The organism is Streptomyces sp. NPDC053079, from assembly GCF_044546695.1.
Classification (GTDB): domain Bacteria; phylum Actinomycetota; class Actinomycetes; order Streptomycetales; family Streptomycetaceae; genus Streptomyces.
The window spans coordinates 532,081-556,984 of record NZ_JBITZJ010000005.1 but is presented as its reverse complement, the minus strand read 5'-3'; the positions used below and the strand labels follow the sequence as shown (position 1 = coordinate 556,984).

Here is a 24,904-nt window from a genome sequence, read left to right as displayed (position 1 = left end):
GTCATGAGCACCAGTAGCAGGGGAGAGGAGCCCGCGGCCCTGCGGGCGGACGCGCGGCGCAACCGGGAGCTGCTGATCGCGGCGGCCCGGGAGCTCTTCGCCGAGCAGGGCCTGGAGTGCCCTCTGGACGACATCGCCCGCCGGGCGGGGGTGGGCAACGCCACCCTCTACCGCCGCTTCCCCACGCGCGAGGCGCTGATCGAGGCGGTCTTCGGCGAACACCTGGGCCTGAGCATGGAATCGGGCGAGGCGGCCCGCAGGGGCGAGGACGCCTTCGCGTCCCTGCTCGCCTACATGGAACGGATCTTCGAGGGGCTGGCCGCCGACCGGGGGGCCATCGAGCTGATGACGACGACGGTCCCCGCGGGCCCGACGCTGGCCGCGCTGCGCGAGCACAACCACGAGACGGTCGCCCTGCTGGTGCGCCGCGCCCAGGAGCAGGGCACGATGCGCCCCGACGTGGTGGCGGAGGACCTGCTCTTCACACTCGCCGCCCTGGGCCGCTTCGTCCCCTCCGCCGCCGCGGCGGCCCCCGGCTCCTGGCGCCGCTACCTCGCCCTGCTCTTCGACGGCCTGCGCACCGAGGTCACCGGCGCCCTGCCGGCCCCGCCCCTGACCCTGGATCAGCTCGACGCCACCCTGGCCGACGCGGGCCGTGGCCGCCGGCCGGGCGAGCGGGGCTGAACGGGGCCCGGTGACTGCGGCAGGATGGGCGCATGAGCATCGTGAAGATCAACGTCCTGACCGTCCCCGCCGAGCAGCGCGAGGTCCTCGAGAAGCGCTTCGCCTCCCGCGCCGGCACCGTGGAGAGCTCCGACGGCTTCGAGTGGTTCGAGCTGCTGCGCCCCGTCGAGGGCACCGACGACTACCTCGTCTACACCCGCTGGCGCAGCGAGGAGGACTTCCGGGCGTGGATGGAGGGCCCGATGAAGGCCGCGCACCAGGGCGGCGGCGAGGGCGCCCCCAAGCAGCGGCCCGCCGCCTCGGGGTCCACGGTGTGGTCCTTCGAGGTCGTCCAGCAGGCGGCGCCGAAGAGCAGCTGATCACCGCGGGGCCCGCCGCTGAGCGGGCCCCGTAAGGGGCGCGGGGAACTGCGCGACCGGCCGCGGACGGCCCGCAGCCGACTGGCCGTACATCCAGGCGGAGCCGCTCAGTGGCCGCGGTCGAGGCGGTGGTCGTCGTGGGGGTGGCCGGTGCGCGCGCCGTTGTCGCGGGGCTGTTCGGCGTCGGAGCCGCACAGCTCGCGGTTGAGTTCATGGACGAGGGCCCGCAGGTCGTGGGGGCGGTCCTTGGCGGTCCACCAGTCCCCCAGCATCTCCGCGAGCATCTCCTCGCGCACCCGGAACAGCAGGTCCGCCTCCCGCCTCCCCTCCTCCGTCAGGACGAGCGGCAGCCCTTCCCGTACGGCCAGGCCCCGCGTCTCCAGCTGCCGGGCCCCCTCCGTGACCACCCGCAGCGGTACGTCCACGCGCTCGGCGAGCAGGGAGGGCTCCACGTGCCCGTCGCGCTTGATGCGCAGCAGCATCCAGCTCGCGGCGGGTCTGAGGTCGAGCCCGGCCCGTTCGGTGATCTTCTCGTAGACCCGCCGGCGCCCCTCCCGGTTGCCCAGCACGGACAGGGCGCGGGCGCACTCGTCGCGCGAGGAGCGCTGGACGGGGTTGCTGGAGATGACCTCGCTGGTGTCGGGGGCGGTGACGCTGGCCCGCAGGGGCTCCTCCCTGAGCAGCCAGGCCAGGGCGAACGCCAGGAGCGCGGGCGGCACGGCGTAGAGGAAGACGTCGGTGATGGACTGCGAGTAGGCGGCGAGGACGCCGGTCCGCTGGGCCGGCGGGAGCCGGTCGACGGCCCGCGGGTCCGCCTGCAGGGCGGCGGGCGTGACGCCGGGCGGCAGGGGGACCCCGGCGAGGGCGTCGGCGATGCGCGGCCCGAGGTTGTTGGCGAAGATCGTGCCGAAGATGGAGACGCCGAACGAGGCGCCGATGGAGCGGAAGAAGGTCGCGCCGGAGGTGGCGACGCCGAGGTTCTCGTAGCCGACGGAGTTCTGCACGATCAGCACGAGCACCTGCATGACCAGGCCGAGCCCGAAGCCGAAGACGAAGAAGTACAGGCTCATCTCGGTCGTGCCGACGGCCGGGCTGAGCTGGTGGAGCAGGAGCAGGCCGATGGCCATCACGCCGGTGCCGGCGATGGGGAAGGCCTTGTAGTGGCCGGTGCGGCTGACGATCTGGCCGGAGCCGGTCGAGGCGATGAGGATGCCGGCCACCATCGGCAGCATGTGCACGCCGGACATCGTCGGCGAGACGCCCCGGACGACCTGCAGGAAGGTCGGCAGGTAGGTCATGGACCCGAACATCGCGAAGCCGACGACGAAGCCGATCACCGAGCAGAGCGCGAAGGTGTGGACGCGGAAGAGCCCCAGGGGCAGGACGGGCTCGGCCGCGTGCCGCTCGACGAGCACGAAGGGCGCCAGCAGTGCCACGCCCAGCACGCCGAGGCCGATGATCTGCCAGGAGGACCAGGGGTAGGTGGTGCCGCCGAGCGAGGTCATCAGCACCAGGCAGGTGGCGACGGCGGCGATGAGGAAGGTGCCGAGGTAGTCGATGCGGTGCGGGGTCCGGTCGGCGGGGATGTGCAGCACGGCGGCGATGACGAGCAGCGCGACGACGCCGATGGGCAGGTTGACGTAGAACACCCAGCGCCAGCTGAGGTGGTCCACGAACAGTCCGCCGAGCAGCGGCCCCAGCACGCTCGTACCGCCGAAGACGGCGCCGAAGAGCCCCTGGTAGCGGCCGCGGTCCCGGGGCGGCACGATGTCGCCGACGATCGCCATCGACAGCACCATCAGACCGCCGCCGCCCAGGCCCTGCAGGGCGCGGAAGCCGATCAGCTCGGGCATGTCGCGGGCGAGGCCGCACAGCGCGGAGCCGACGAGGAAGATGACGATGGCCGTCTGGAAGAGCTTCTTGCGCCCGTACTGGTCGCCGAGCTTGCCCCACAGGGGGGTGGCGGCGGTGGAGGCGAGCATGTAGGCCGTGACGACCCAGGACAGGTGCTCGAGGCCGCCGAGGTCGCTGACGATCGTCGGCAGGGCGGTGGAGACGATGGTCTGGTCGAGGGCGGCCAGCAGCATGCCGAGCAGCAGCGCGCCGATGGCGACGCGCACGCCGCTTCGGGACTGCCCCTCGCCGGGCACGTGCGCGGGCTCCGCGGCCACCGCGGGGCCCGGGGTGTCCTGGGCCATGGGGAGCTCTCCTCGGGTGTCGGTTCCGCTGGTCCCATCGTGATCCGGACCGTCGTTCCCGGCCCGCTGGGGTAGGCCATTGGCTGCCCTCGCGGGGTGCCGGCACCGCTACGACCAGGGCCGTTGGCGTTTGTCCCGATCCGTTTTGTATCTTTGATAAACAAAGTGGCTCCGCCCGCACTCCCTGACCGGCGGGTGGAGCCGCTTGTCTTCTTCCGCGCGCACTGGAGTCCTTCGATGACCACGCTCACGGCACGTGCCCTGCTCCTCGACATGGACGGGACGATCGTCAACTCCGACGCGGTCGTCGAGCGCTGCTGGCGCCGCTGGGCCGAGGAGCACGGTCTGGACGCCGACGAGGCCATGAAGATCGTCCACGGACGCCAGGGCTACGCCACGATGGCCGTCCTGCTCCCGGACCGTCCCATGGAGCTCAATCACGAGGACAACCGCCGCATGTTGGAGGCCGAGACGGCCGACGTCGACGGCGTCGTCCCGGTCCCCGGCGCCCCCGCCTTCATGGCCGCCCTGGCCGGCCTGCCGCACGCCCTGGTGACCTCCGCCGACCTCGGCCTGGCCCGGGCCCGCATGGGCGCGGCCGGCCTGCCGATGCCCGCCGTGCGCGTGACGGCGGAGTCGGTCGGCGCCAGCAAGCCGGACCCGGAGGGCTTCCTCAAGGGCGCGGCGGAGCTGGGCTTCGCGCCGGAGGACTGCGTCGTCTTCGAGGACTCGGAAGCCGGCATCGCCGCGGGCCGCGCCGCGGGCATGCGCGTGGTGGGCGTGGGGCCGCGGGCCGCCGCGCACGCACCGGACGTGGCGGTGGCGGACCTGACGCAGGTCCGTATCGAGGCGGGCGAGGACGGCGCGATCACGCTGCGGATCGCGACGGCGGGCTGAGGTCCGGCCGGGGGCGCCGGGGACTCACCCCAGCTGCGCCTTGGCGTGCGCGAGCACCTCGCCGAGCTCGTTCGTCGGCGAGAACTCCATGAACTCGCTGTCCTCGAGGGCCTCGGGAGCGTGCCCGGGCGCCCAGTAGAACGCCTGCCCCGCCTCGTACGTCTCCTCGCCCTGCTTCGTGCGCAGCTTGACCCGGCCCTTGGCCAGGAACCCCCAGTGCGGGCACTGGCACAGGTCGTCGGGCATGCCCTTGAGGACCGGCCCGAGGTCCGTCCCCTTGCCCAGGCGCATGTACATCACGCTCATGCCCCCGCCGATCTCCTGCGTGCGCACGTCGATGCCCTCGTCCGAGAGCGCGACCGGTACTTCCTCACGCGTCGTCGACGTCATGGCTGCTCCTCCCGGGCAGGCCGGGCGGTGGCGCGTCGCAGTTCCGCCCCGGACGCGCCGCCCGCCCCCTGTGTACGAACGAGTAGCTGTCCCACCTCTCACGATAGGCCGCGCGCTCCCCGTGCGCCCCTGCGAACGGGCTTCAGCAGCCCGTGGTCCAGGTGTGGGAGCCACCCTTGTCGTTCGCGCCGCCGTTGTAGCCGACCTCCTGGCCGGGCGCCAGGCAAAGGGTCACGCGCCCCAGCAGCTTGCGGCCCTCGTACACCTTCACGTGGTCCTTGACGCCCGGCCCGGAGACGCCGTGGTTCGCCCACGAGGAGTCGTGCTTGAACATGTCGCCCTCCCACCAGCGGTCGTCGCCGCTGTGCTCGATCTTCATGCCGTCGAAGTTGGCGTTCGTCCAGACGCAGAAGTAGCCGCTGCGGCAGGGTGCCGCCTGGGCGGCGGCCGAGGTGGCGAGGACGGCGCCGGTGGAGATCAGGGTCGCTGCGAGGAGGGCGGTGAGGCGCTTCATGGTCGTGGGTCTCCCGTCGGTGGTGGGTTGTCGAGCAGGGCGGTGGCTTCGGTGAGGGCATGCGCGCGCAGCCGCCGCCAGTCCGCGATCTCGGCCCGGTGCCGGGCGCGGACCTCGGCAAGGCTGCGGTGGGTGTGGGCGGCTTCGGGCCCGAGGTTGTTGACGATCACCGACGCCCGGAACCATCGCCGCTGGTCGCCGTAGAGCCGGCGCTGCGCGGCGGCCAGACAGCCGTCGGTGTGGGCGCGTACGACGTAGCCGGTGGGCAGGTCGACGGACAGCTCCGCCGGACCCGTGCCGAAGAGCGCGGCGTTGACGCGCCGTTGCCCGGAGTCCGGCGCCGGACTCCGCCCCGGCCGGGGCGCGGTCAGGCCCTGGCGGGCGAGACAGGCGTCGGTGAGGCCCTGCGTGGCGGCCTTGACCACCTCGTCGGGCGCGGGACGGGGCACCGGGTCCTGGGCCGGGGCCGAACACCCGGCCAGCAGCCAGCCGGCCACAAGCAGCAGCCCGGCGCGCGTACGGAGGCGCATCTACGGATCAGCCCGGCTCGCACGCCGTACAGACGAACGCGATGGTGAGGGTGGGGAGTTGGCGCATGCGGAGGGCCCCCGGAGAGCGGCGGTCGGTCTGGGCACGATCACCCTCCCCAGCGGGTGGATGCGCCATACCACCCGTACAGGTGATGCGGGTGGGTCCGCTTCGTTCCGGCGCGCGAAGGCGCAGGCGCCGCCTTATGGGTGCGGGCGAGCAGGTCGTACGCCTGTGCGCGATGCGGCCAGCTGCTTCCGGGGCAGCCCGCGCCGGGAACGCCCTTCCGCTGCGTGTGCACGAACGCACGCCGCCCCTCAGGGGTCAGCGGCCCGGTCTCACCTTCCCGTCGATGTGCTCCAAAAAGGCCACATCGGTCTCCGCCACGAACTTCTCACGCTCGGCGAGGAAGTGCCGGGTATGCGGCTGCAGCTCATGAGCATCGAAGGCGGCACGGCTCTCGTACAACTCGTAGAAGACCCGCAGGTTGGGTTCTCCTGGCACACGATGATTCGCATACACCACAGTCCCCGGCTCGTTCTGCCGGATCCCCTCCAGCGTTCGGGCCACCAACTCGTCGAACGCCTCTGCGGCTTCCGCATCACGAAGCGTGAAGCGTACGACCAGGCCAAAGCCTGCGGTCATCTTCGCTCTCCCCTCAGCTCGCATGGCGCGGCGGGCCGTGCCGATGACCACGCCGTACTCCTCGGCCAGGTCACGTTCCTCCGGCAGGCGCGCGCCCAGTCGCAGTTCACCCGCCGTTATGCGGGTGGCGAGGTGATCTGCCACCTGCATGTAGACGTAGGCCGCCGCGTCGGATCAACGGGCGAAGTGCCCTGCACCTCTGCCATGCCAGTCAACATAGGGCAACTCAGGGTGCCCTCTCTCGCGTCAAGCCGGCACCTGCGACGCAACTTTCGCTTCGCCGCCCGGCGATTCCCCCGCCGACAGCAGGAGCACCCGGAGAGGGCCGTGCACTGCGCTAGGCGCCGAACTCGTACTCCAGCACGTACGACGCCGAATCCAGAATCATCTCGTTGACCTCGACCGCCCTGCCGCCCTCGGCGAATGCCGCACGGCAGATGTGCATGACTGGCGTGCCCAGTGAGAGGGCCAGTCGCTCGGCTTCCTCAGCGGAGGGCATACGGCAGCGGATCTCCTCATTGAAGCGGACAGGCTTGTACCCGAGTTCCGCGAGGCGCGCGTACGTACCGCCTGGACCAGTGTTCTCCTGCACGATCGCGGAACCGGCCACGAGGTCGGCGGGCAGGTATGACGTGGACAGCTGGACCGGTTTGCCGTCGAGGACGAAGCGTCGGCTTCTCACGCACACGGTCGCCGACGGCGCCATCCCCAGAACGTGCGCCACTCGCTCGGGCGCTGCCCGCTCGGCAACCTCTACCTGGTCGACGGTCAGAGCGCGGTCCTCGATGTCGGCCGACCAGACCGATCGGCCGGATCCCCAGGTTTCCTCGCTCAAGCGCGGAATGCTCCGCCGGCGCAGCGGGCGAAAAGACCGGACGAACACGCCTGAGCCCTTCCTGGCTTCTGTAAGGCCCTCACTCTGCAGCACGCCCAACGCCTGCCGTGCGGTCATGCGCGCCACGTCGAATGCGGCCATCAGCTCGTTCTCACCAGGCAGCCGGTCACCCGGGCCGTACTCGCCTGCCTGAATAGCGGTCCGCAGCTCGGCCGCGATGCGCTGGTACTTGGGCCGGCGGCCAGTGCCCTCGTTGGCCATCGGGTGATCACCTCTCTTCTCTGGACAGCGTACGGGCGGCGCAACGCTGTCGTATGCACATGCAGAACGCGGCCGTGCTCGTCATACATGGCCGGCGCCCGCTCCGCGCCAGAAACAGCCGTCGGGCCTGTGCCGGTTTCCTGCGCTCAGTGCAGAGAGATCAAGACCAAGCGCTACGACGCCGTCCGGCAAGGCGACAAGCGCCTCGCCGAGGCGATGGCCACGGCCATGGGACGTCATCAGCGGGCGGCACACTCATGACGGCGGCGGTGCACGCGGCCGCGCTGACGGCGCTTGCGTTGCTCGTCCTGCACCTGGTCGGGTGCGCGTTGAGCGAGCGGCCCTTCCGGCCGCCCGTACCGGCACGGGGTGGGCCGCTCCCCCACCACGTCACGTCCCGGGCCCCACCCCGAGACCGCATGGACAACCGCCAACGGAATCGAGTCCTGCGCCCGCTGCGGCACGCAGCGCATCACCGACTACCGGGCGCTGGGCCTGGCCATGGAGCTGCCGGAGCGCGGTGCGCTCTACGGGCCGACGGTCAGCGGCGTCGGCCTCATAGGGGGCGGCGAGGCCCGGCGGCGCGACGAGCTGCGCGCCAAAGTCCGCGAAGCGAACCGCAGCAGCAGGGGCAAGCCGTAAGCGGATCCACCGCATATGCGCGCCCCTCAATGCGCCCGCGCGTGCGCCCCGGTGCCTCCATGGCAGAGGCCCCAGTGGTTGGCAATCGCCCCGCCGCGCAGTGGAATGCGCTGACGGAAGCGCTCCGCACCGCACCGCGAGAAGAGTGGGTGACCGCGTGATCCATATGACCGAGACCCTCGCCGTTCACACCGTCGAGGGCTTTCTGACGCCCGACGAGACCGCCGAGGTCGTCAAGCTGCTCGACGATCACCTCGAGGCGACCCGCTGGGTTCCCGTACGGCCCAGTGACGGCATCGTGGCGCCCGACGCCGTGCAGGAGATCCTGGCGGGTGCCGTCGCGCGGGCGCTGCCCACGATCCGGCGGGTGTTCCCGTCCGCGGTCGCGGCGACGGCGTGGGACTACCACGACCTCGGGCCCGGCGACCGGATCCCGCCGCACGTGCACGGCGTGAGCGACCCGGACGGCCGGCCGCAGCGGGTGGCGCGGGTGGCGTTCCATCTGCAGGAAGCGGAGCGGGGCGGGGAGTTCTACGTCGACACGTGTGCGTCCGACGCGCTGTGGACGGGGCGGACCGCCGGGCCCGGGAGCGGGTTCGCTCCCGGGACGCGGTTCGTCCGGGAGATATCGCATCACGCCGGGCCGCAGGCGGTCGCCGCGCTGAGCGGCATCCCCCGCACCCGCTGGACCAGCGCGCCGCCCGCCGGGACCGCCGTCGTCTACGGGGCGCAGCTCGTGCACGGCGTCGAGACGGTGCGCGAGGGGCGGCTGCGGAAGCTGATCACCAACCTGATGGACGGGCCGGTCAGCCCACCGCCGCCTCGTACAGGCTGAAGCCCGCCAGCGCCAGCATCACCAGCGCCGCCACCTTCGTGATCAGCTTCAGCGGCACGTAGCGCATCAGGGTCTTGCCGCCCAGGATGCCGAGGCCGGCCACCGCCCACAGGGCGAGGACCGCGCCGATGCCGACGGAGACGGGGTCGTCGTAGCGGGCGGCGAGGTTGGCGGTCATGATCTGGGTGAGGTCGCCGAACTCCGCGACCAGGATCAGCATGAAGCCCGCCCCGGAGACCTTCCAGAAGGACTGGTCGGCGGGCTTCGCGATCTCCTCGTCCCCGTCGTCCTTCTTCAGCAGCAGCATCGCCGCGCCGGCCAGGAACAGGACGCCGACCACCGCCTGGACCAGGCGGTGCGGGAGCAGGGTCAGGACGCTGCCGGCGGCGATGGCCAGGGCGACGTGGACGAGGAAGGCCGCGGCGACGCCCGCGAAGACGTACGAGGCGCGGTAGCGGGCGCCGAGCATCAGGCCGGCGAGGGCGGTCTTGTCCGGCAGCTCGGCCAGGAAGATCACGCCGAAGACGAGGCCGGCGACGGTGAAGCTGAACACAGGGGTGGTTTCCTCTGTCGGTGGGTGGTGACGCCAGCCCCGCCGAAACAGTGACCTGCACATCGAGATCAATCGAGATCAGGGGTCGCTTCGGCACGGCAGCGTCATGGACACTGCGGCCGAAGGTCTCGCTGGCCCCTCCGTGACGGACGGGCCTCCGGGCGCCGGCCGGGCGCGAGGCCCAGCAGTATGTCGACGGTCCGGCGAAGAGCTACTCCCCTTCTGCTCCCCCCAGGGTAAGGGATCGGTGCAGCAGCCCGCGCGCGACGAGTTCCAGCGCGACCGCCACCGCCACCGCCTGCACCGTCATCAGCGCGACCAGCACGAACAGCTGCACCACGCCCGCCTGGACCGGGGACGCGCCGCCCAGCAGCATGCCCACGAACGCTCCCGGCAGGGTGACCAGGCCCACCGTCCGCGTCTGGTCCAGGCCCGGCAGCAGGGCGTCGGAGGCGGCGGGGCGGGCGATCTCCAGCCGGGCCTCGCGGGGCAGCAGGCCCAGTGCCATGCCCGCCTCGACCTCGCCGTGGCGCACGCACAGCTCGTCCAGGGCGCGGCGGCCGGCGAGCACCGTCGCGGTAAGGGCGCCGCCGATGAGGATGCCGGTGACGGGGACGAGGGCGATGCCGCTGACCGGGACGAGTCCGGTGAGCAGCAGCGTGAGGACGGCCGGCACGACGCCGGCGGCGATCGGCAGGGCCGCCCACCACCAGGTGCGGTTGTCCGTGACGCGGCGGCCGGCGGTGCGTACGGCGACGGCGAACATCAGCACGAGGAAGGCCAGGAGCAGCGGGGTCGCCCGTACCACCCAGCCGATGAGCGCCGAGACGGCGGCCAGCTGGACGGCGGCGCGCAGCCCGGCGAGGGCGATCGCGCCGGCGTAGCCGCGCTCCTTGCCGTCGGCGAGGCGGGCGAGGGCCGCGACGGTCACGGCGACGGCCAGCATGACGGCGAGGACCACTGCGAGGGTGCCGTTGGCGGGCAGCAGGACGTCGGCGGCGAGCACGCGGTCACCCTACGGGCGGTGAACGGCGTCGGCCGGGCGCGCGGCCGGCGGCGTGTCAGCCGCCGGTAAGCGGATTCCGATAGTCCGCCAACTCGCCCCGCAGGCTGGGCACATCTCACGCCCGCAACCCCTTGTTTTGGCATGAGCGCGTCGCCATCCTGTCACCTGGCGACCACCCCCCTGATACCCGGCGCCGCAATCCTGGCCGCGCTTCAGCGGCCCGCAACCCCTCACCCTCAAGGGAGTTCTCATGCCCGGACTGCGTGTCCCCTCGGCCCTGCGCGGCGTCTACGCGCGTCGTACGGCCGTCACCCTGGGACTCACCGCCCTCGTCGGCACGCTCGTACTGAACGGACCCGCGGCCCAGGCCGCGCCGCCCACCCCGCCGGACGCCGCCACGGCCCGCGCCTACCTGGGCAAGCTGACGGTCAAGTCCGAGGGTTCGATGGACGGCTACAGCCGGTCGAAGTTCCCGCACTGGGCCACCCAGTCCGGCCAGTGCAACACCCGCGAGGTCGTGCTGAAGCGGGACGGGCAGGACGTGGAGCAGGACAGCAAGTGCGCGGCCGTCTCGGGCACCTGGGTCTCCCCCTACGACGGGGCCACCTGGCACGACGCCCAGGACATCGACATCGACCACATCGTGCCGCTGGCGCAGGCGTGGCGCTCGGGCGCCAACACCTGGACGACCGAGCAGCGCAAGGCGTTCGCCAACGACCTCACCCGCCCGCAGCTGATCGCGGTCACCGACCGCGTCAACCAGGAGAAGGGCGACAAGGACCCGGCGCAGTGGATGCCGCCCCTGAAGTCGTACGCGTGTACGTACGCACAGATGTGGGTCGCGGTGAAGTACGACTACAAGCTGACCGTGGACTCCGCCGAGAAGACCGCCCTGGCCGGCATCCTCAACGGCTGCTGATCGGCGCGCAGCGGCACCCATGGGCCTCCCCACCTCGCGGGGAGGCCCCGCACGGCCGCCCATGGGACGCCAGGGGCCTCGTTACAAGCGTGTTGCGGAACAAGAAATCAAGAACTTGAACTTGCAAGTACTCCTTAGGCGTGCCTAACCTTGAGCTCTCGTCGTTTCCTGTCCCCGACACGAGGAGCTCGACACCCATGTCCCCGACGCCCACGGCGGCCACGTCCCAGGCCACCGGGCAGTCCGCCTCGGCCACGTCCTCCCCGACGCTCCCCGAGCGCCTCGACGCGGCCCGCCCGTACGTGCTGTCCCTGTTCCGCATCGTCATCGGCCTGCTCTTCGCCTGCCACGGCGCCGCTTCCCTCTTCGGCGTGCTCGGCGGAGCCGTCGGCGGCGGCACCGTCCCCGCGGGCACCTGGCCCGGCTGGTACGCGGCCGTCATCCAGCTCGTGGGCGGCGTCCTCGTGATGATCGGCCTCGGCTCGCGCTCCGCGGCCTTCATCTCCTCCGGCTCGATGGCGTACGCGTACTTCGACGTGCACCAGAGTGAGGCGCTGATGCCGATCCAGAACCACGGCGAGGCGTCCGCGCTGTTCTGCTGGGCGTTCCTGCTGCTGGTCTTCACCGGCCCGGGCGCGCTGTCGCTCGACCGCCTCTTCGGCCGCGCCAAGCGGGACTGACGGCCGCGGCGGCCGGGGCCTGACCGCCCTTCACGCCGCGCACGACGGCTACGCACGCGACAGGGGCCCGGACACCACCGGGCCCCTGTGCGCGTGTCCCGCACGTGAGCTGACCCACCCTCCGGCGCGTGACCCGCCTCACGCCCGGCGCGTGATTCGAACAACATCGCGGGCCCCACGCCCATCCCCCGGTCGCCCCAGGCGTACGCTGTACGGTTGTGAAGGCCGCCCCTGCCGCTCCCCTGCGACGTCGCGGCGGGGGACCGTACCGGGAGATCAGGACGTGCTGGAGCAGTTGGGGTCGTTGGCCGAGACCCCATGGATATACGTGATCGTCGGACTCTCGGTACTCCTGGACGTCTTCCTGCCGGTGCTGCCGAGCGGCGTCCTGGTGATCGCCGCCGCCACCGCCGCCGCGGGCTCCGCCGCCGACGCCGTGGGCGATGCCGCGCACGGCCACGCGGGCTTCTCCGACATGTTCGCACTCGTGATGTGCGCCGCCACCGCCTCGGTGCTCGGCGACATGGTCGCCTACCGCCTGGCCTGGCGCGGCGGCGACCGCTTCGACCGCGCCATCGCCCGCTCCCGCCGCCTGACCGCCGCACAGGCCAAGCTCGGCACGGCGCTGCTGCGCGGCGGCGGACCGCTCGTCGTCCTGGCCCGCTTCGCGCCCGCCGGACGCTCGGTGGTCAGCCTCGGCGCCGGCGTGATGCACCGCCGGGTGGCCGAGTTCCTCCCCTGGTCCGCGCTGGCCGGCCTGACGTGGGCGGCGTACAGCGTCAGCCTCGGCTACTTCGGCGGCCAGTGGCTGGGCGCGAGTTGGCTCAGCACGGCCGTCTCGGTGCTGGCGCTGTTCGCGGCGGGATCGGGCGCGGTCTTCCTGATGCGCCGCCCGGAGGAGCCGGAGGCCCAGCCGCACTAGGCGCACCGGCACACGACGCACGTACGGCCCGGCCCCTGGAGGGGACCGGGCCGTACGCGTTCAGCGGGCGGGGATCAGTGGACCTTGGTGAAGGGGGCCTTGTCGAAGGCCTTCACGCCGTTGGCCCACAGCTGGTTGACCCGGTTGCGCTCGGCGGCGTTCGGGTTCGGGTTGGTGCAGGACGGGCCGGGGCCGCCACCGGACATCAGCTCGCTGCACGGGCCGGAGTAGTGGTCCGGCAGACCGAGGACGTGGCCGGTCTCGTGCGCGGTGACGCGGGTGGAGTCGTACTGCTCGTTCTGCCGGTAGTCAAGGAAGATGTAGCCCCGGCCGTGGCCGTCGGTGCTGGCGTACGAGCCGCGGGAGTCGTTGCCCTCGTAGTACTTGAAGTCGGCGTTGGAGCCGGCGCGCAGCTGGATGTTGCGCACCGAGCTGTTCCATATCTGCGCGCTTCTCGCTATCTCCGTCGCGAAGCTCGGCGCCCGGCTGGCGTCGTAGGTGACGGTGACGGTCGCGGCGGCGAGGCCCGGCTTGGCGGCCTGCTTGGCCTTCGCGGACTTCATGACGGCCTCGAAGAACGCCTTGTTGTTCGCTTCCTCCGTCGCGGAGCCGACGTACGAGGAGGTGGCCGTCGCCTGCGCGGGGCCACTGCGGTCGAGAGCAACCGCCGATGCGGGGACCGCGGTCAGGGCGGCCGTCAGCCCGAGGCCGAGGGCGGCCGAGAGCACCATCGTGGAGCGTGTCATGTGGGGGACTCCAATTCGTGCCGGGAGCCTCTTCGGCAGTGCGCGGTGGGACGCACGGCCGGGGCTCACGGGTGAACTTCTGTTCCCCTTGAGTCTCTGACGAGTTATCAATGGTGCGGATGATGCCAGTTGGTCATAGCGCCATCCAATCGCCTATCCTGCGCCATTCAACTGCCCACATGCGTCCGGCATGTGTCTGGTGTGACGTACGAGGCGCGGATATGCTCCCCCCGTGGAGCTTGAGGTCAGGCACCTCCGTGCACTTTGCGCCATCGCGGACACCGGCAGCGTGCGGAAGGCCGCAGTGCAGCTGGGCATGACCCAGCCCTCACTGACCACTCAGCTCCGCCGCATCGAATCCACCGTCGGCGGCCTGCTGTTCACGCGCGGCCAGACCGGCAGCCGCCCCACGCCGCTCGGCCACTCCGTGCTCTCGCGCGCGCGGCCGATCATCGCCGAGATGGCGGCGCTCGTAACGGCCGCCCGGGACGCGGCAGTCGGCGTCGGCGGCCTGCGGCTGCGCATCGGCAGCATCGGCAGCCGCGCGGTGACCGGCTGGCTGCGCCGCATCCACCAGCGGCTGCCGGACACGGACACCACCATCCACATAGAGGTCTCCTCGAACACACTCCTGCAGCTGCTGGCCACCAACCAGCTCGACGTCGCCTTCGTCCACGAAACGGCGGGCTTCCCCCTGCACGTCCCCGAGGGGGTGGAGCGACGCGTCCTCATCGCGTGCGAGCCCCGCTTCGTCGCCCTCGCCGCCACCCACCCGGCCGCGGCGCGCTCCGCGCTGTGTCTGACCGAGCTGGCGGCCGACGCCTGGATCGTCGATCCGACCGCCGACGACGAGGCCACCGCGCTGCGCCGCGTCTTCATGACCGCCGGCCTGGACCCCCGCCTGATCCACGTCCGCGACAACACCACCGCCGCCGAGCTCGTCGCCTCCGGCGAGGCCGTCCGCCCCACCCAGCCCACGGCCGACCCCCCGCCCGGCACGGTCATCCGCCCCCTCCTGGGCGACCCCCTCTCCACCCAGCTCTCCCTCGCCACCCGGTCCGGCTCCCTGCCCCTGCGCGAACTGGACGCCCTCTTCACCGACTTGATGTCCGCCTACGTGACGGTCGCCGCAGGCAACCCCACGTACCGCGCCTGGCTGGACCGCAACGGCAGCCCCTTGCTGCCGTCGGTGGGGAGCCACTGACCCGAAACCGGCCCGAATACGGCGAAGACCCCTCCACGCACAACCGTGAAGGGGCCTCTGACCTGCTATTTCTCTGTGGGCACAGACGGATTTGAACCGCCGACATCCGCTTTGTAAGAGCGGCGCTCTACCGCTGAGCTATGCGCCCTGGCACGAAAGGACAGCCTACATTGCCCGACCCGGGTCCTCGCAAACCCGGGGGTTAACCCCACCACGGACCCGGTGGCAGGTGGGATGTCGACATGATCGTGGCGTACCTAGGCTCGTCGCGCAGCACTCACCGACCGGCCGGGGGGCATGGGCCCGCTCGCCGCACGCCCGACATGGAGATCATCATGGTTGCCCGCGCCCGCCGAGCCGTCCGCGTCCCCGCCCTCGTGGGCGGAGCCCTGCTCGCCGGGAGCCTGCTGACCGGGTGCGGGACCGCCGACGCCGACGACGCGACGCCCGAGACCAGGACGTTCTCGCTCGGCGCGCGGGAGCTCACCGTGGACACGGACAACTCGGCCATCGAGCTCGTACCCGGCGGGGAGGGCAAGGACGTCAAGGTCACCCGGTGGTTCGACGGCTGGTCGCTGGGCGGGTCGGCCGGGGTGACGTGGGAGATGGAGGACGGCGGCACGCTGAAGCTGCGGATGAAGTGCAACGGCGTGACCGTCGGCTGCGAGGCGAAGCACCGGATCGAGGTGCCGCGCGGCGTCGACGTCACCGTCAAGGACGGCAACGGCGGCGTCACGGCGCGCGGCGTCGGGAGCCGGCTGAAGGTCCGCTCCGACAACGGCGCGATCGAGGTCCGCGACGCCAAGGGCCCGCTGGAGCTGAGGAGTTCGAACGGACGGATCACCACCGAGGGGATCGCCTCCCGCAACGTGAGTGCCACCACCTCCAACGGGGAGATCCGGCTGGGCCTGACCGCCGTGCCCGACGCCGTCACGACCCGCACCAACAACGGCGCCACCCGCATCACCGTGCCCCGCGCCCCCTACAAGGTCACCACCGGATCCGCCAACGGCGGCGTCAAGGTGAACGTCCCCCGCGACGACGCCGCCCCGCACACGGTGAGCGCGCACAGCGACAACGGCGCCATCGAGGTGCGCACCGCCGGCTGACCGCCCTGTGTGTTCGCCGCCGCCGGGTGGGAGAATGACACCCGGGCCTGGGGCGATCCATCGGGAGAGGGCAAGTGACGGCGACCTTCGCACGTACGGTGACGGCTGCGGCCCGCGAGACCCTCGCGCTCGTCCTGCTGCCCCTCCCGCTGCTCGCCGCCGTCGTGGCCGGCGCGCCCGCCGCCTTCTCCGGGGGCGGCACGCGCCGCTGGGGCTGGGGGCGCGGCGAGAACCAGCGCGTCGAGGCCCAGGCCGCCAAGGACGCCGCGGCCGCCGCCTTCTACGAGCTGGACACCGCGCAGCGCGAGCTGCGGATCTCCATCGAGACGATCACGGCCGTCGACGCCTCGCCCGCCGCCCGCAGGGCGGCCGCCGACTTCGAGGCGTTCGGACACCGCATAGACGAGGTCTCCGCCACGTACATCAGCGCCGTCGACGCGCACGACCTGGACCGCGACGACCTGGACGCCCCGGCCGCCGGCCGGGCCCGCGCGGACCTGGCGAAGGCCAAGGACGCGCTCGTACGGGCCAAGGCGGACCTGGAGCGGTTCGGCGAGAGTCTGGGCCCCCTGCTGACGCGGGCCGAGAACCAGCTGGCCCAGGTCGTACCCGCCGTGGAGCGGGCCCGGCAGGGACTGCTCGCCGCCAGCAACGCCCTGGACGCCACGCGGGCGACGGGCCTGAAGGCCGACGACCTGGCCGCCCGGCTCGCCGCGCTCTCCCCCGAGCTGACCAAGCTCAACCAGGGTGCGGGGCAGCACGGCGTGCAGGAGACCGTCGTACGGGCCGAGCGCGTGCAGCGGGAGGCGGAGGCGATCCGCAGCGACGCCGAGCAGCTGCCGCAGCGCGCGGCGGAGATCGACAAGCGGCTCGTCTCGCTGCGCACCCGCGCCCAGGCGCTGACCACCCGCGCGGCCGGCGTCGCCCCCGTCCTCAGCGAGCTGCGGCGCCGCTACAGCGCCGCGTGCTGGCAGGACCTGCAGCAGGTGCCGGAGGAGGCGGAGCGCGCGGTCGCCCAGGCCGAGCAGCGGCTGGCCGAGGCCCGCACCGCCCGGGACGAACAGCGCTGGGCGGACGCGACCTCGCTCCTGACCACGGTCCGGGCGCTGCTCAACACCACGGACGAGGGCGTCTCGGCCGCCGGCGAGAGACTGCGGCGGCTGGACGAGGTGGCGTTCGACCACCAGCGGGAGGTCGAGCGGACCCGCTTCGCCGTCCGCGACGCCCAGCGGCTGGCGATGACCGGGCGCAGCACGCCCGACCCGCGCCACGCCCGCCCCCTCGACGACGCGGTGGCCCGCCTGGAGCGGGCGACGGGCGATCTGGAGGGCCGGCACCCGGACTGGTGGCACTTCCTGACCGAGATGGAGGCCGTGCGGCAGTCCGTGGCCCGGGTGGTGCAGGAGATCCGCGAGGAGCGCGGGGCCGGGAACGGGCGCTGACCCCCGGGCCCGCGCCGGGCCCCTGCCCCGCCGGGGGCGCTGGCTATGCTGCCTGGCATGCCTCGTTACGAATACCGCTGCAAAGCCTGTGGTGACACCTTCGAGCTCAACCGGCCGATGGCCGAGTCCTCGGCCCCGGCCATCTGCCCCGAGGGGCACGAGGACACCGTGAAGCTGCTGTCGACCGTCGCGGTGACCGGTGCGGCCGCCCCCGCCGCGGCGCCCCGCGCGGGCGGCGGCGGATGCTGCGGAGGCGGCTGCTGCGGCTGACGGGCGGGCCAGCCCGTCAGCCGGCCCGGCGGGCCAGCGTCAGGCCGTCCGCGACGGCCAGCATGATCGACTCCATCCGCCGGTCCCCGGCCACGTGCTCGTTGAACACCCTGACGTCCGCACCCGAACCGCTCGTGACGGACGGGTCGACGACCTGCCCCATGAACAGGACGTTGTCGACGACGATCAGACCGCCCGGGCGGAGTCTGGGCACGATCTCCTCCCAGTAGTCGACGTAGCCGTCCTTGTTGGCGTCGATGAAGGCGAGGTCGATGTGCGGCTCGGCGGGCAGGGCGCGCAGCGAGTCCAGGGCGGGCGCGATACGCAGGTCGATCCGGTCGGCCACGCCCGCCTTGGCCCACGCCTGCCGGGCGTGGGCCGTCCACTCCTCGGAGATGTCCAGGGTGATCAGCCGGCCGCCGTCCGGCAGCGCCTGGGCCATGGACAGCGCGGACAGCCCCGTGAACGTGCCGACCTCCACCACCGTGCGGGCGCCGGTGAGCCGTACGAGGAAGGCCAGCAGCGGAGCCTGTTCCCGCGCCACCTGCTTGATCGCCTCGGCGGGGAAGAGGGCGCGGGTGGAGTCGACCAGGGCCTCCTGCACGGGATCGAGCGGAGGGTTGTGGGCGAGTAGGTACGTGTACAGCTCGGCGGTGAGCGGAGCGCTCTTGGGCTCGGGCACGTGATCTCCTCGTCGGCGACAACGGAGTTGAACGACATGGCGCTCCCCCGAGCCTAGCCCCCGGCGAACGCCCGCAGGATCTCCTCGCCGGCTGCCACGCCCCGCGTCCGCAGGGCGGTGACGTGCGGCGCGGTCCAGCCCACGTCGGCCAGCTCGCCGTGGCCCGGGCGCCAGGCCCGGTCGGCGGCGAGCAGCAGATCGGCGTCCAGCAGGGAGTCGCCGGCGGCCAGCACCTCGGTCGCGCCCGTGCGCCGCGCCACCTCCGCCACGGCCGCGCTCTTGGTGAGCGGCTTCGGCACGGCGTAGACCTTGCGGCCCTGCAGGGAGACGGTCCAGCCGCGCTCCCCGGCCCACACCGTCAGCTCCTTCACCCAGGCGTCGGGCAGCAGCGACCGGTCGACGACGAGGTAGGCGAACAGGTCCGCCGCCGTACGGGCCTTGAGCAGCCAGGCCGGGTCGGCGGTCCGCACCAGGCGCTCGCGGACCTCCTCCAGCGAGGCGCACTCGGCGTCCAGGGTCCGGCGCACCCGCGCCCGCCACTGAAGGTCGGGCTCGCCGTGCACGAGCAGCTCCCCGCCATTGGCGCAGATCGCGAACTCCGGCGCGGGGCCGGGCAGCCGGATGCGGCCGTACTGCTCGGGCGTGCGGGTCGTGGTGGGCACGAAGGCGACGGTGCGGGCGAGCTCCTCCAGCAGGGCGGCCGCGGCCTCCGTCATGTAGGAGAGCGGCTTGTGCTCGTACGTCTCGACGCAGAGCAGCCGGGGCGCCTCGGCGTCCGGCATGGACAGGGCGAGCGCGGCCGTGGAGTAGATGAGGGTGCGGTCGAGGTCGCTGGCGACGAGGAGGGTCACTGTGCGGCCACCGCCTTGCCGTCGGCGCCGGTGGCGCCGCGGGTGTAGCGGGGGTGGATCAGGCCCACGCAGCTGTACGGCAGGCCCTCGACCTCCTCGACCGGTACGCCGCGCTGTTCGGCCAGCAGCCGCACGTGGTCCAGGTCGGCTCCCGCGCCGCGCTTGGCGAGGATCTTCCAGGGGACGCGGCGCAGCAGGACGCGGGTGGTCTCGCCGACGCCGGGCTTGACGAGGTTGACGTCGTGGATGCCGTGCTCCTCGCTGATGCGCTCGACCGCCGCCCAGCCGGCCCAGGTGGGGGTGCGGTCAGCGGCCGCCATCTCCTTCACGTCGAGGGCGACGTCCTGCTCGACCTCGGCGAAGCGGGCGCCGACGGTGTCCAGGAAGGAGCGGGAGACGTCGGCGGCCGCCAGCTCGCGGTAGTACTTCGCGCCGTGGAAGTCGTGCGGCCCGACGAGGTCGGAGCGCAGCACGGTGCGGGAGATCAGGCCGGAGACGGTGGAGTTGAGGCAGGCGGAGGGGATGAGGAAGTCGTCGCGCGTGCCGTAGGTCTCCACGCAGTGGCCGGGGTCGGCGAGCACGGCGATGCGCGGGTCGAAGCCGGGGAAGTCGTTCAGGGCGTCGGCCAGTTCGCGGGTGATGGCGCCCTTGCCCGTCCAGCCGTCGACGAAGACGACGTCGGCCGGGTCGTGGTGGGCGGCCAGCCAGCGCAGGGCGTTGGGGTCGATGCCCCGGCCGCGCACGATGGAGACGGCGTAGTGCGGCAGGTCCAGGCCGTGCGCGTGGCGCGCCCAGTGGCGCATCAGCACCCCCACGGGCGTGCCGGCGCGGGCCAGGGACACCAGGACCGGGCGGGGTGTCCGCTCGGCGAGCACGGTCTCGGTGACGGCGCCGACGGCCCGCGCGATGCGGGCCGCGGAGGCGTCGAGGGCGGAGCGGTAGAGCGCCTGGTAGCGCTCGCTGGGCTGGTACTCGACCGGCAGCGACTCCGCGTAGTGGGCACCGCCGCTCTGGATGGCCTCCTCGCGCTCCTCGGTGGGTGCCTCGAGGTCCACGGCGGAGAGGTCCTGGAGCAGCCAGCCGACGTCCTCCGGGTCGTACGAGGAGAAGGCGGGGCCGCGGAGCGGCTCGCCTCCGGCGCGGTGGGAGGGGATCACGGCGAGCAACACCTTTCGGGTGTGCGCGGCCAGCTGGTCCAGCAGGCCGCCGGGGACGTGCAGTTCGGGTGTGTCACCGGTGGAGTCGACGACGGCGACGACGGCGTCGAAGCCCTGGTCGGCGACGTTGTAGGCGTAGCGCTCGCCCGGGCCGTCGGCCGGGTCGTCGTGGGCCGGGAAGGCGATGCGGCTACGGATGGCGTAGCCGGGGTCGTCGACGGCGAGGACGGGCGAGCGGGTGGTGGTGGAGAACCGCACACCGGGGAGCCCGGCCTCCAGCGCCTGCGCGATGCGCAGCGGCGCGTACATCAGCTCTTCGTTGCCGAGCACGAGCACGCGCTCGGCCCCCGCCGGGAGGGCACCGCGAATGCGGTCCGCCATGCCCGGCAGCGCGGCTTCCAGACGCACGCGATGCGCGGGCGCGAAGCCGTGCCGACCGCCGTCGGGCAGCCCGGCGGGCCAGGCGAGGTCGACACGCCGCGCTTGTGGGCAATCGTGCCGCTGGGCGATGGGGGTACCTCCCATGCCGTTCAGGCTATGGGGGAGGGTGGGCACAAGCGCACCCGCAGCCGGCAGCGGCGAAACGCCCCCACGGCGCGCAGCCGCCACGGACGGTGCCGAACCCGCCTCGTACTCGGCCACCAGCTTCTGCCCGAGCTCCAGCACCCCGTCCGGAAGGACGACCGTGCCGGACGCCGCCGCGACCAGGTCCACGCGGGCGCCCAGTTCGGCGGCGAACTCCGCCAGCCGGGCGCGGTCGTGCTCGCCGCGCATGTCGACCAGCGCCACGACCACGTACCGCGGGCGCGGGAAGCGGGCGTGCAGGGCCGCGATGGTGTTCAGGACCGTGCGGCCGGTGGAGAACTCGTCGTCGACGAGGACGAGCGGGCCGTCGCCCTCGAAGAAGCGCGGGTCCTGCGGCAGCAGCAGGTGCGACGTGGCGTGGCTGTGCTCCTCCTCGAAGCCGCCCACGGGGGCCACGCCGGGCACCTCGCGGCGCGTGGAGTGCAGGTAGGGCGCCAGGCCGATGCCGTCCGCCACCGCGTGCCCCAGCCCCGTGGCGGTCTCCGCGTAGCCCAGCACGACGGCGCGCGCGGCGTCCGCCTCGCCCAGCAGCCCGCGCACCCGGCGGCCGAGGCCGGCGCCGGCCTCGTACACGACCGAGGGGAGCTGCGGGACGTGCTTGCCCAGCACGTTCGACACGAGCAGATGGGCCCGCTTGGGGTTGCGCCGCAGCGCCAGGCCCAGCAGCTCCGGCAGCCGGGCGTCGCCTTCCAGGCCGACGCCCAGCCGCTGTGCGACCCACTGTCCCGACCACTCCACGTGCGAACTCTCCTCGCTCATACGTCCCGCACTCCCGCGGCCAGCAGCTCCACGAAGCTCACGTCCTCCCGGGCGACACCGAAGACCTCGGCGCGCAGCATGGTCCGCTCGGCCCAGGCGCGGTGCGGCTTCACTTCGTTCATCTTGTTCGTATAGGCGGAGCGCAGCACTCCACCACCGTCGCGTTCCGGCCGCAGGATGTCCTCGGCGTCGCTGAACTCCTCGTGGCTGACGACGGACAGCGCGTGCACGGGGGCGACGTGCGAGGGATGGATGCAGGTCTTGCCCTGCAGGCCGTTGGCGCGGTCCAGCTGGATCTCGCGCAGGAGGCCGTCCATGTCGTGCTCGATGAGGGCCGTGCGCAGCGCCTCGGCGGGTCCGGCGAAGGGGCTGCGGCGCAGCTGGGGCTTGAACATCCGCTCGGGCTGGGGAAAGTACTCCCAGACCGGGCCGGTGACGGTGAAGCCGCTGCCGTCGGCGCGGCCCAGGACGTTGACGACGTCGGCGATGACGGAGGCGACGATCTGGACGTCGTAGGCGGTCATGTCGGGCGCCCGGCGCAGCCCGTAGGCGGAGCAGAAGTCGGTCACGCCGAGCCGGAGCGCCAGCACGCGGTCGCGGTACTTGTCGACGGCCCGGGCGATGCCGGTGAGGGTCTCGGTCCGGGTCTCCAGGTGCAGCAGTTCCGGCGATTCGAGCACGGGCATGGCGAAGAGCCGCCGCCCGGAGAGCGCTTCCGCGTCGGCGAGGGCCTCCAGGAAGGGCAGCCCCCGCTCCTCGGTGAACTTGGGCAGGACGAATCCGGACAGCAGCCGCCCGGCGGGGCCGAGCCTGCGCACGAGGTCGGTGATCTGCGCGGGCTCGCGGACCCGGATGAACAGCAGGGGCAGCCCCTCGCCTGCGGCCTCCTCGCGCGCGGCCAGCTCGGTGAACTGCCGCACGAGGTTCTCCTCGGCGCCCACCACGTCCGCGTCGCCGATGGAGTCCTCCAGGCACAGGACCATGGACACCACCCCGCGCGCCGCCTGCCTGGCGACGTCGCGGGCGAGCGTGGTCCGCGTGGCGGGGCTGTAGAGGGTGGCACCGAGGGCGGCGGCGAGCGTACGGGCGGGGGAACCGGCGGTGAATTCGCCCGGCTCCTTATGGAACAACGCGCTCCGCACCGCAGGCGCAAGGTATCCGAAATGCCTCATTGCTCTCCCCGAATGCCACGGCCTGGGCGCCTTCCCTCCGGCCGGGCCGGCACGGAAGTGTGGCCGATTATCGTACGTCCGGGGGTGGGTCAAGAGTTCCCCAAGTCCGTTAAAAGCTCATGACCAGCACGGATCCATCCGGTAATGGATCGCGTACCGCGAAGGGCACGCCACCCCGCCCACGCCCCCCTGCGTTGTCCGCGGGCCGCACGGGAGGGCAGGATTGCGGGCATGACGCACGCGATGCTGAAGGGGTCGAACATCCCGCTCGAGGCCCCCACCGTGCGGGCCGTACTGCGCTGGACGCCCGGCCCGGGCGTCCCGGACGTGGACGCCTCCGCCCTCCTGCTGGGCGACGAGGGCCGCGTGCGCTCGGACGAGGACTTCGTCTTCTACAACCAGCCCCGGCACCCCTCCGGGCTCGTCCGGCACCTGCCCAAGAAGCGGCTGGTCGAAGGCGCGACGGACTCCATCGAGGCCGACCTGTCGGCGCTGGACCCCTCCGTGACGCGCGTGGTGCTCGCCGCCTCGGCCGACGGCGGGCCCTTCGGCCTCGTCAGGGACCTGTGCGTGCTGCTGTACGACACGGCGCGCGGCGGGTCCGCGACGACCGAGACGGCGCCCGTCGCACGCTTCGACGTACGGGCCGAGACGGGCGACGAGACCGCGATGCTCTGCGGCGAGCTCTACCGGCGCGGGGACGGCTGGAAGTTCCGCGCGCTCGGCCAGGGGTACGCCTCGGGCCTGGTCGGGCTCGCCACGGAGTTCGGGATCTCGGTCGAGGAACCGGAGGAGGCGGACGGCTCCGGCCGCCCGGACCGCGCGGACGCCACGGGCGGCCCCGAGCCGGTCGCCGCCACGGACCCGGCGCCCGGGACCGCCACGACGGCACCACCGGCGCAGCCACCCGCCCCCGCGCCGGCCCCCGCGCCGGCGGGCGGGTACGGCTATCCGCCGCCGCCCTCCGCGCCGCCCGTCGTCCCGCCGCCCTCGCAGTCCGTACGGCTGCCCGGAGGCGCTCCCCAGGCGCCGCAGACGCCCCAGCCGTCCTACGGCTATCCGCCGTACCCGCCGGCCCCCGCCGCCCAGCCCTCGTACGGCTACCCTCAGCAGCACCAGACGCCGCAGACGCCCCAGCCGTCCTATGGCTACCCTCCGCAGCAGCCGGCGCCCGACCCGGCCTTCCGGCTGCCCCCGCAGGGTCCGCAGTTCCAGCCGCAGTTCCAGCCCGGTCGCTGACCCGGTGCCGGCGCCCCGGCGCCGGCACTGGCCGCTCACACCTTGCTCTTGTACCCCCGCCCCCACTGCAGCCCCCACCCGTACAGCCGGTCCAGCTCCGACTGGAAGCCGTACACGTACTTCATCTCGCGCCGCACGACGATCTCGCCCTTGACGTTCTCGATCAGCACCACGGCGCACGACCGCGCCTCCGGCGCGCGCTCGTCGAGCGCGACCTCCAGGCGGGGTCCGTTGCCGGGGTAGAGCGTCACCAGGGCGTGCGTACGGTCGAACGCGGGAGTGCCGTCGTAGATGTAGACGAAGACCAGCAGCCGCTTGATCTCGTCGCGGTGGTCCATGTTGATGTAGATCGTCTCGCCCGAACCCGACCCGAAGCGGTCGTCACCGCTGAGCTGAACATACGGCGGCGAGTTGACGCTGCCCAGTATGTTCCCGAGTGGCTGGACTACGCCCTTGGAACCGTCCTGCAGCTCGTACATACAGGCGAGGTCGAGGTCGACGTTGACCATGGCGGGCCCCTGCGCCTGCACCACCTGCGGCGTGAACTTGCGCAGCGGGTGCCGCAGCCCGGCGGCGAACGAGGGGCGTTCGTCGAAATCCGAGGTCCGCATCCGCCAGGACAGGTTGACGCGCAGGTTGCCGGTCACCGCACCCTGTTTGGTCAGCGAAAACGTGGGACGGCGCTTGGTCAGTTCGACCGCGCCGTTGGTGCCGCTGCCGTCGAATTGGCGCGCGGCGGCGCCCCCCCAATTCCCGAAGAGCTTCTCCCATATCGCCATTGCCGTAACCCCCACCATTTCGAGCACACATGCCACGGGGC

General features: G+C 72.6%; 27 protein-coding genes and 1 tRNA gene. 13 read left to right on the top strand and 15 right to left on the bottom strand.

Translation table 11 applies throughout. The features are described from left to right. Window positions 1–3: 3 nt before the first annotated feature. Together ACIGXW_RS21570 and ACIGXW_RS21565 are read left to right on the top strand one after the other, a co-directional pair. Window positions 4–684 carry a TetR/AcrR family transcriptional regulator gene (locus ACIGXW_RS21570; RefSeq protein ID WP_071966678.1) on the top strand — a complete coding sequence of 227 codons (681 nt, stop codon included), beginning with the start codon at window positions 4–6 and terminating at the stop codon, window positions 682–684. A 32-nt stretch (window positions 685–716) separates the two neighbouring features. Continuing rightward, window positions 717–1,043: an antibiotic biosynthesis monooxygenase gene (locus ACIGXW_RS21565; protein WP_071966677.1), complete on the top strand. Its 327-nt coding sequence runs from the start codon at window positions 717–719 to the stop codon at window positions 1,041–1,043. Window positions 1,044–1,150: 107 nt separating this feature from the next. Here the strand turns inward: ACIGXW_RS21565 and ACIGXW_RS21560 are convergent, their stop codons facing one another. Continuing rightward, window positions 1,151–3,241, bottom strand: a complete 2,091-nt coding sequence (locus ACIGXW_RS21560; RefSeq protein WP_399574484.1) for an MFS transporter — start codon at window positions 3,239–3,241, stop codon at window positions 1,151–1,153. Between the two features lie 237 nt (window positions 3,242–3,478). Between ACIGXW_RS21560 and ACIGXW_RS21555 the strand changes: the two genes are divergently transcribed. Next, window positions 3,479–4,138, top strand: a complete 660-nt coding sequence (locus tag ACIGXW_RS21555) for an HAD-IA family hydrolase (protein WP_399574483.1) — start codon at window positions 3,479–3,481, stop codon at window positions 4,136–4,138. A gap of 24 nt (window positions 4,139–4,162) precedes the next feature. On the opposite strand, the gene ACIGXW_RS21550 is transcribed toward ACIGXW_RS21555, so the two are convergent. The 5 genes from ACIGXW_RS21550 to ACIGXW_RS21530 form a co-directional block, all read right to left on the bottom strand. Continuing rightward, on the bottom strand, window positions 4,163–4,528 hold the full coding sequence (locus ACIGXW_RS21550) for a hypothetical protein (RefSeq protein WP_399574482.1): 366 nt from the start codon (window positions 4,526–4,528) through the stop codon (window positions 4,163–4,165). A gap of 142 nt (window positions 4,529–4,670) precedes the next feature. Continuing rightward, the gene (locus tag ACIGXW_RS21545) at window positions 4,671–5,042 is read right to left on the bottom strand and encodes a peptidase inhibitor family I36 protein (protein WP_399574481.1); all 372 of its coding nucleotides are present in this window, start codon (window positions 5,040–5,042) and stop codon (window positions 4,671–4,673) included. Beyond that, entirely contained in the window at window positions 5,039–5,572 is a 534-nt protein-coding gene (locus ACIGXW_RS21540; RefSeq protein ID WP_399574480.1) for a hypothetical protein, read from the bottom strand. Before ACIGXW_RS21540 ends, ACIGXW_RS21545 begins: the two co-directional genes overlap by 4 nt. Window positions 5,573–5,894: 322 nt before the next feature. Then, window positions 5,895–6,365: an antibiotic biosynthesis monooxygenase gene (locus ACIGXW_RS21535; protein WP_399574479.1), complete on the bottom strand. Its 471-nt coding sequence runs from the start codon at window positions 6,363–6,365 to the stop codon at window positions 5,895–5,897. Window positions 6,366–6,552: 187 nt separating this feature from the next. Beyond that, on the bottom strand, window positions 6,553–7,311 hold the full coding sequence (locus ACIGXW_RS21530; protein WP_399574478.1) for a GntR family transcriptional regulator: 759 nt from the start codon (window positions 7,309–7,311) through the stop codon (window positions 6,553–6,555). Window positions 7,312–7,680: 369 nt separating this feature from the next. Between ACIGXW_RS21530 and ACIGXW_RS21525 the strand changes: the two genes are divergently transcribed. Together ACIGXW_RS21525 and ACIGXW_RS21520 are read left to right on the top strand one after the other, a co-directional pair. Then, on the top strand, window positions 7,681–7,953 hold the full coding sequence (locus ACIGXW_RS21525) for a DUF6255 family natural product biosynthesis protein (RefSeq protein WP_399574477.1): 273 nt from the start codon (window positions 7,681–7,683) through the stop codon (window positions 7,951–7,953). A 157-nt stretch (window positions 7,954–8,110) separates the two neighbouring features. Continuing rightward, window positions 8,111–8,788, top strand: a complete 678-nt coding sequence (locus tag ACIGXW_RS21520; protein ID WP_399574476.1) for a hypothetical protein — start codon at window positions 8,111–8,113, stop codon at window positions 8,786–8,788. Here the strand turns inward: ACIGXW_RS21520 and ACIGXW_RS21515 are convergent. Together ACIGXW_RS21515 and ACIGXW_RS21510 are read right to left on the bottom strand one after the other, a co-directional pair. Further along, a complete protein-coding gene (locus tag ACIGXW_RS21515) occupies window positions 8,760–9,341 on the bottom strand; it encodes a TMEM165/GDT1 family protein (protein WP_399574475.1) in 582 nt (193 codons plus the stop codon). The genes ACIGXW_RS21520 and ACIGXW_RS21515 overlap by 29 nt on opposite strands. Before the next feature lie 211 nt (window positions 9,342–9,552). After that, window positions 9,553–10,287 (bottom strand): ABC transporter permease, encoded by a 735-nt coding sequence (locus ACIGXW_RS21510; protein ID WP_399574655.1) that lies wholly within the window; start codon window positions 10,285–10,287, stop codon window positions 9,553–9,555. Between the two features lie 337 nt (window positions 10,288–10,624). Here ACIGXW_RS21510 and ACIGXW_RS21505 point away from each other — a divergent pair, with 337 nt between their 5' ends. The 3 genes from ACIGXW_RS21505 (at window position 10,625) to ACIGXW_RS21495 (ending at window position 12,868) form a co-directional block, all read left to right on the top strand. Then, window positions 10,625–11,266, top strand: coding sequence for an HNH endonuclease family protein (locus ACIGXW_RS21505; RefSeq protein ID WP_071966733.1), 642 nt, complete (start codon window positions 10,625–10,627; stop codon window positions 11,264–11,266). Window positions 11,267–11,463: 197 nt separating this feature from the next. Beyond that, entirely contained in the window at window positions 11,464–11,946 is a 483-nt protein-coding gene (locus ACIGXW_RS21500) for a DoxX family protein (protein WP_399574474.1), read from the top strand. 283 nt (window positions 11,947–12,229) lie between these two features. After that, complete coding sequence (locus ACIGXW_RS21495) at window positions 12,230–12,868, top strand: VTT domain-containing protein (RefSeq protein ID WP_071966665.1); 639 nt, start codon at window positions 12,230–12,232, stop codon at window positions 12,866–12,868. A 74-nt stretch (window positions 12,869–12,942) separates the two neighbouring features. Here the strand turns inward: ACIGXW_RS21495 and snpA are convergent, their stop codons facing one another. Then, a complete protein-coding gene (gene snpA, locus ACIGXW_RS21490) occupies window positions 12,943–13,614 on the bottom strand; it encodes a snapalysin (protein ID WP_399574473.1) in 672 nt (223 codons plus the stop codon). Window positions 13,615–13,846: 232 nt separating this feature from the next. On the opposite strand from snpA, the gene ACIGXW_RS21485 reads away from it, so the two are divergent. Continuing rightward, window positions 13,847–14,818 (top strand): LysR family transcriptional regulator, encoded by a 972-nt coding sequence (locus tag ACIGXW_RS21485; RefSeq protein WP_071966663.1) that lies wholly within the window; start codon window positions 13,847–13,849, stop codon window positions 14,816–14,818. A gap of 76 nt (window positions 14,819–14,894) precedes the next feature. On the opposite strand, the gene ACIGXW_RS21480 is transcribed toward ACIGXW_RS21485, so the two are convergent. Continuing rightward, window positions 14,895–14,966: transfer RNA gene (locus ACIGXW_RS21480), tRNA-Val, on the bottom strand. A gap of 187 nt (window positions 14,967–15,153) precedes the next feature. Here ACIGXW_RS21480 and ACIGXW_RS21475 point away from each other — a divergent pair. From ACIGXW_RS21475 to ACIGXW_RS21465, 3 genes are all read left to right on the top strand, one after another. Then, window positions 15,154–15,927 carry a DUF4097 family beta strand repeat-containing protein gene (locus ACIGXW_RS21475; RefSeq protein WP_399574472.1) on the top strand — a complete coding sequence of 258 codons (774 nt, stop codon included), beginning with the start codon at window positions 15,154–15,156 and terminating at the stop codon, window positions 15,925–15,927. A gap of 74 nt (window positions 15,928–16,001) precedes the next feature. Continuing rightward, window positions 16,002–17,369 carry a hypothetical protein gene (locus ACIGXW_RS21470; protein ID WP_399574471.1) on the top strand — a complete coding sequence of 456 codons (1,368 nt, stop codon included), beginning with the start codon at window positions 16,002–16,004 and terminating at the stop codon, window positions 17,367–17,369. Between the two features lie 57 nt (window positions 17,370–17,426). Continuing rightward, window positions 17,427–17,639 (top strand): zinc ribbon domain-containing protein, encoded by a 213-nt coding sequence (locus ACIGXW_RS21465; RefSeq protein ID WP_399574470.1) that lies wholly within the window; start codon window positions 17,427–17,429, stop codon window positions 17,637–17,639. Window positions 17,640–17,655: 16 nt separating this feature from the next. Here ACIGXW_RS21465 and ACIGXW_RS21460 read toward each other — a convergent pair whose 3' ends face one another. From ACIGXW_RS21460 to ACIGXW_RS21445, 4 genes are read right to left on the bottom strand one after another with little or no spacing between them, the layout of a single operon-like run. Next, entirely contained in the window at window positions 17,656–18,321 is a 666-nt protein-coding gene (locus ACIGXW_RS21460) for an O-methyltransferase (protein ID WP_399574468.1), read from the bottom strand. A gap of 53 nt (window positions 18,322–18,374) precedes the next feature. Beyond that, window positions 18,375–19,172: an HAD family hydrolase gene (locus tag ACIGXW_RS21455; RefSeq protein ID WP_399574467.1), complete on the bottom strand. Its 798-nt coding sequence runs from the start codon at window positions 19,170–19,172 to the stop codon at window positions 18,375–18,377. Then, entirely contained in the window at window positions 19,169–21,673 is a 2,505-nt protein-coding gene (locus tag ACIGXW_RS21450) for a phosphoribosyltransferase (RefSeq protein WP_399574466.1), read from the bottom strand. Before ACIGXW_RS21450 ends, ACIGXW_RS21455 begins: the two co-directional genes overlap by 4 nt. Continuing rightward, a complete protein-coding gene (locus tag ACIGXW_RS21445; protein ID WP_399574465.1) occupies window positions 21,670–22,845 on the bottom strand; it encodes an HpcH/HpaI aldolase/citrate lyase family protein in 1,176 nt (391 codons plus the stop codon). Before ACIGXW_RS21445 ends, ACIGXW_RS21450 begins: the two co-directional genes overlap by 4 nt. Before the next feature lie 231 nt (window positions 22,846–23,076). Here ACIGXW_RS21445 and ACIGXW_RS21440 point away from each other — a divergent pair, with 231 nt between their 5' ends. Further along, window positions 23,077–24,084, top strand: coding sequence for a TerD family protein (locus tag ACIGXW_RS21440; protein ID WP_399574464.1), 1,008 nt, complete (start codon window positions 23,077–23,079; stop codon window positions 24,082–24,084). A gap of 35 nt (window positions 24,085–24,119) precedes the next feature. Here ACIGXW_RS21440 and ACIGXW_RS21435 read toward each other — a convergent pair whose 3' ends face one another. Then, on the bottom strand, window positions 24,120–24,863 hold the full coding sequence (locus ACIGXW_RS21435) for a Tellurium resistance (RefSeq protein ID WP_071966655.1): 744 nt from the start codon (window positions 24,861–24,863) through the stop codon (window positions 24,120–24,122). Between the last annotated feature and the right edge of the window lie 41 nt (window positions 24,864–24,904).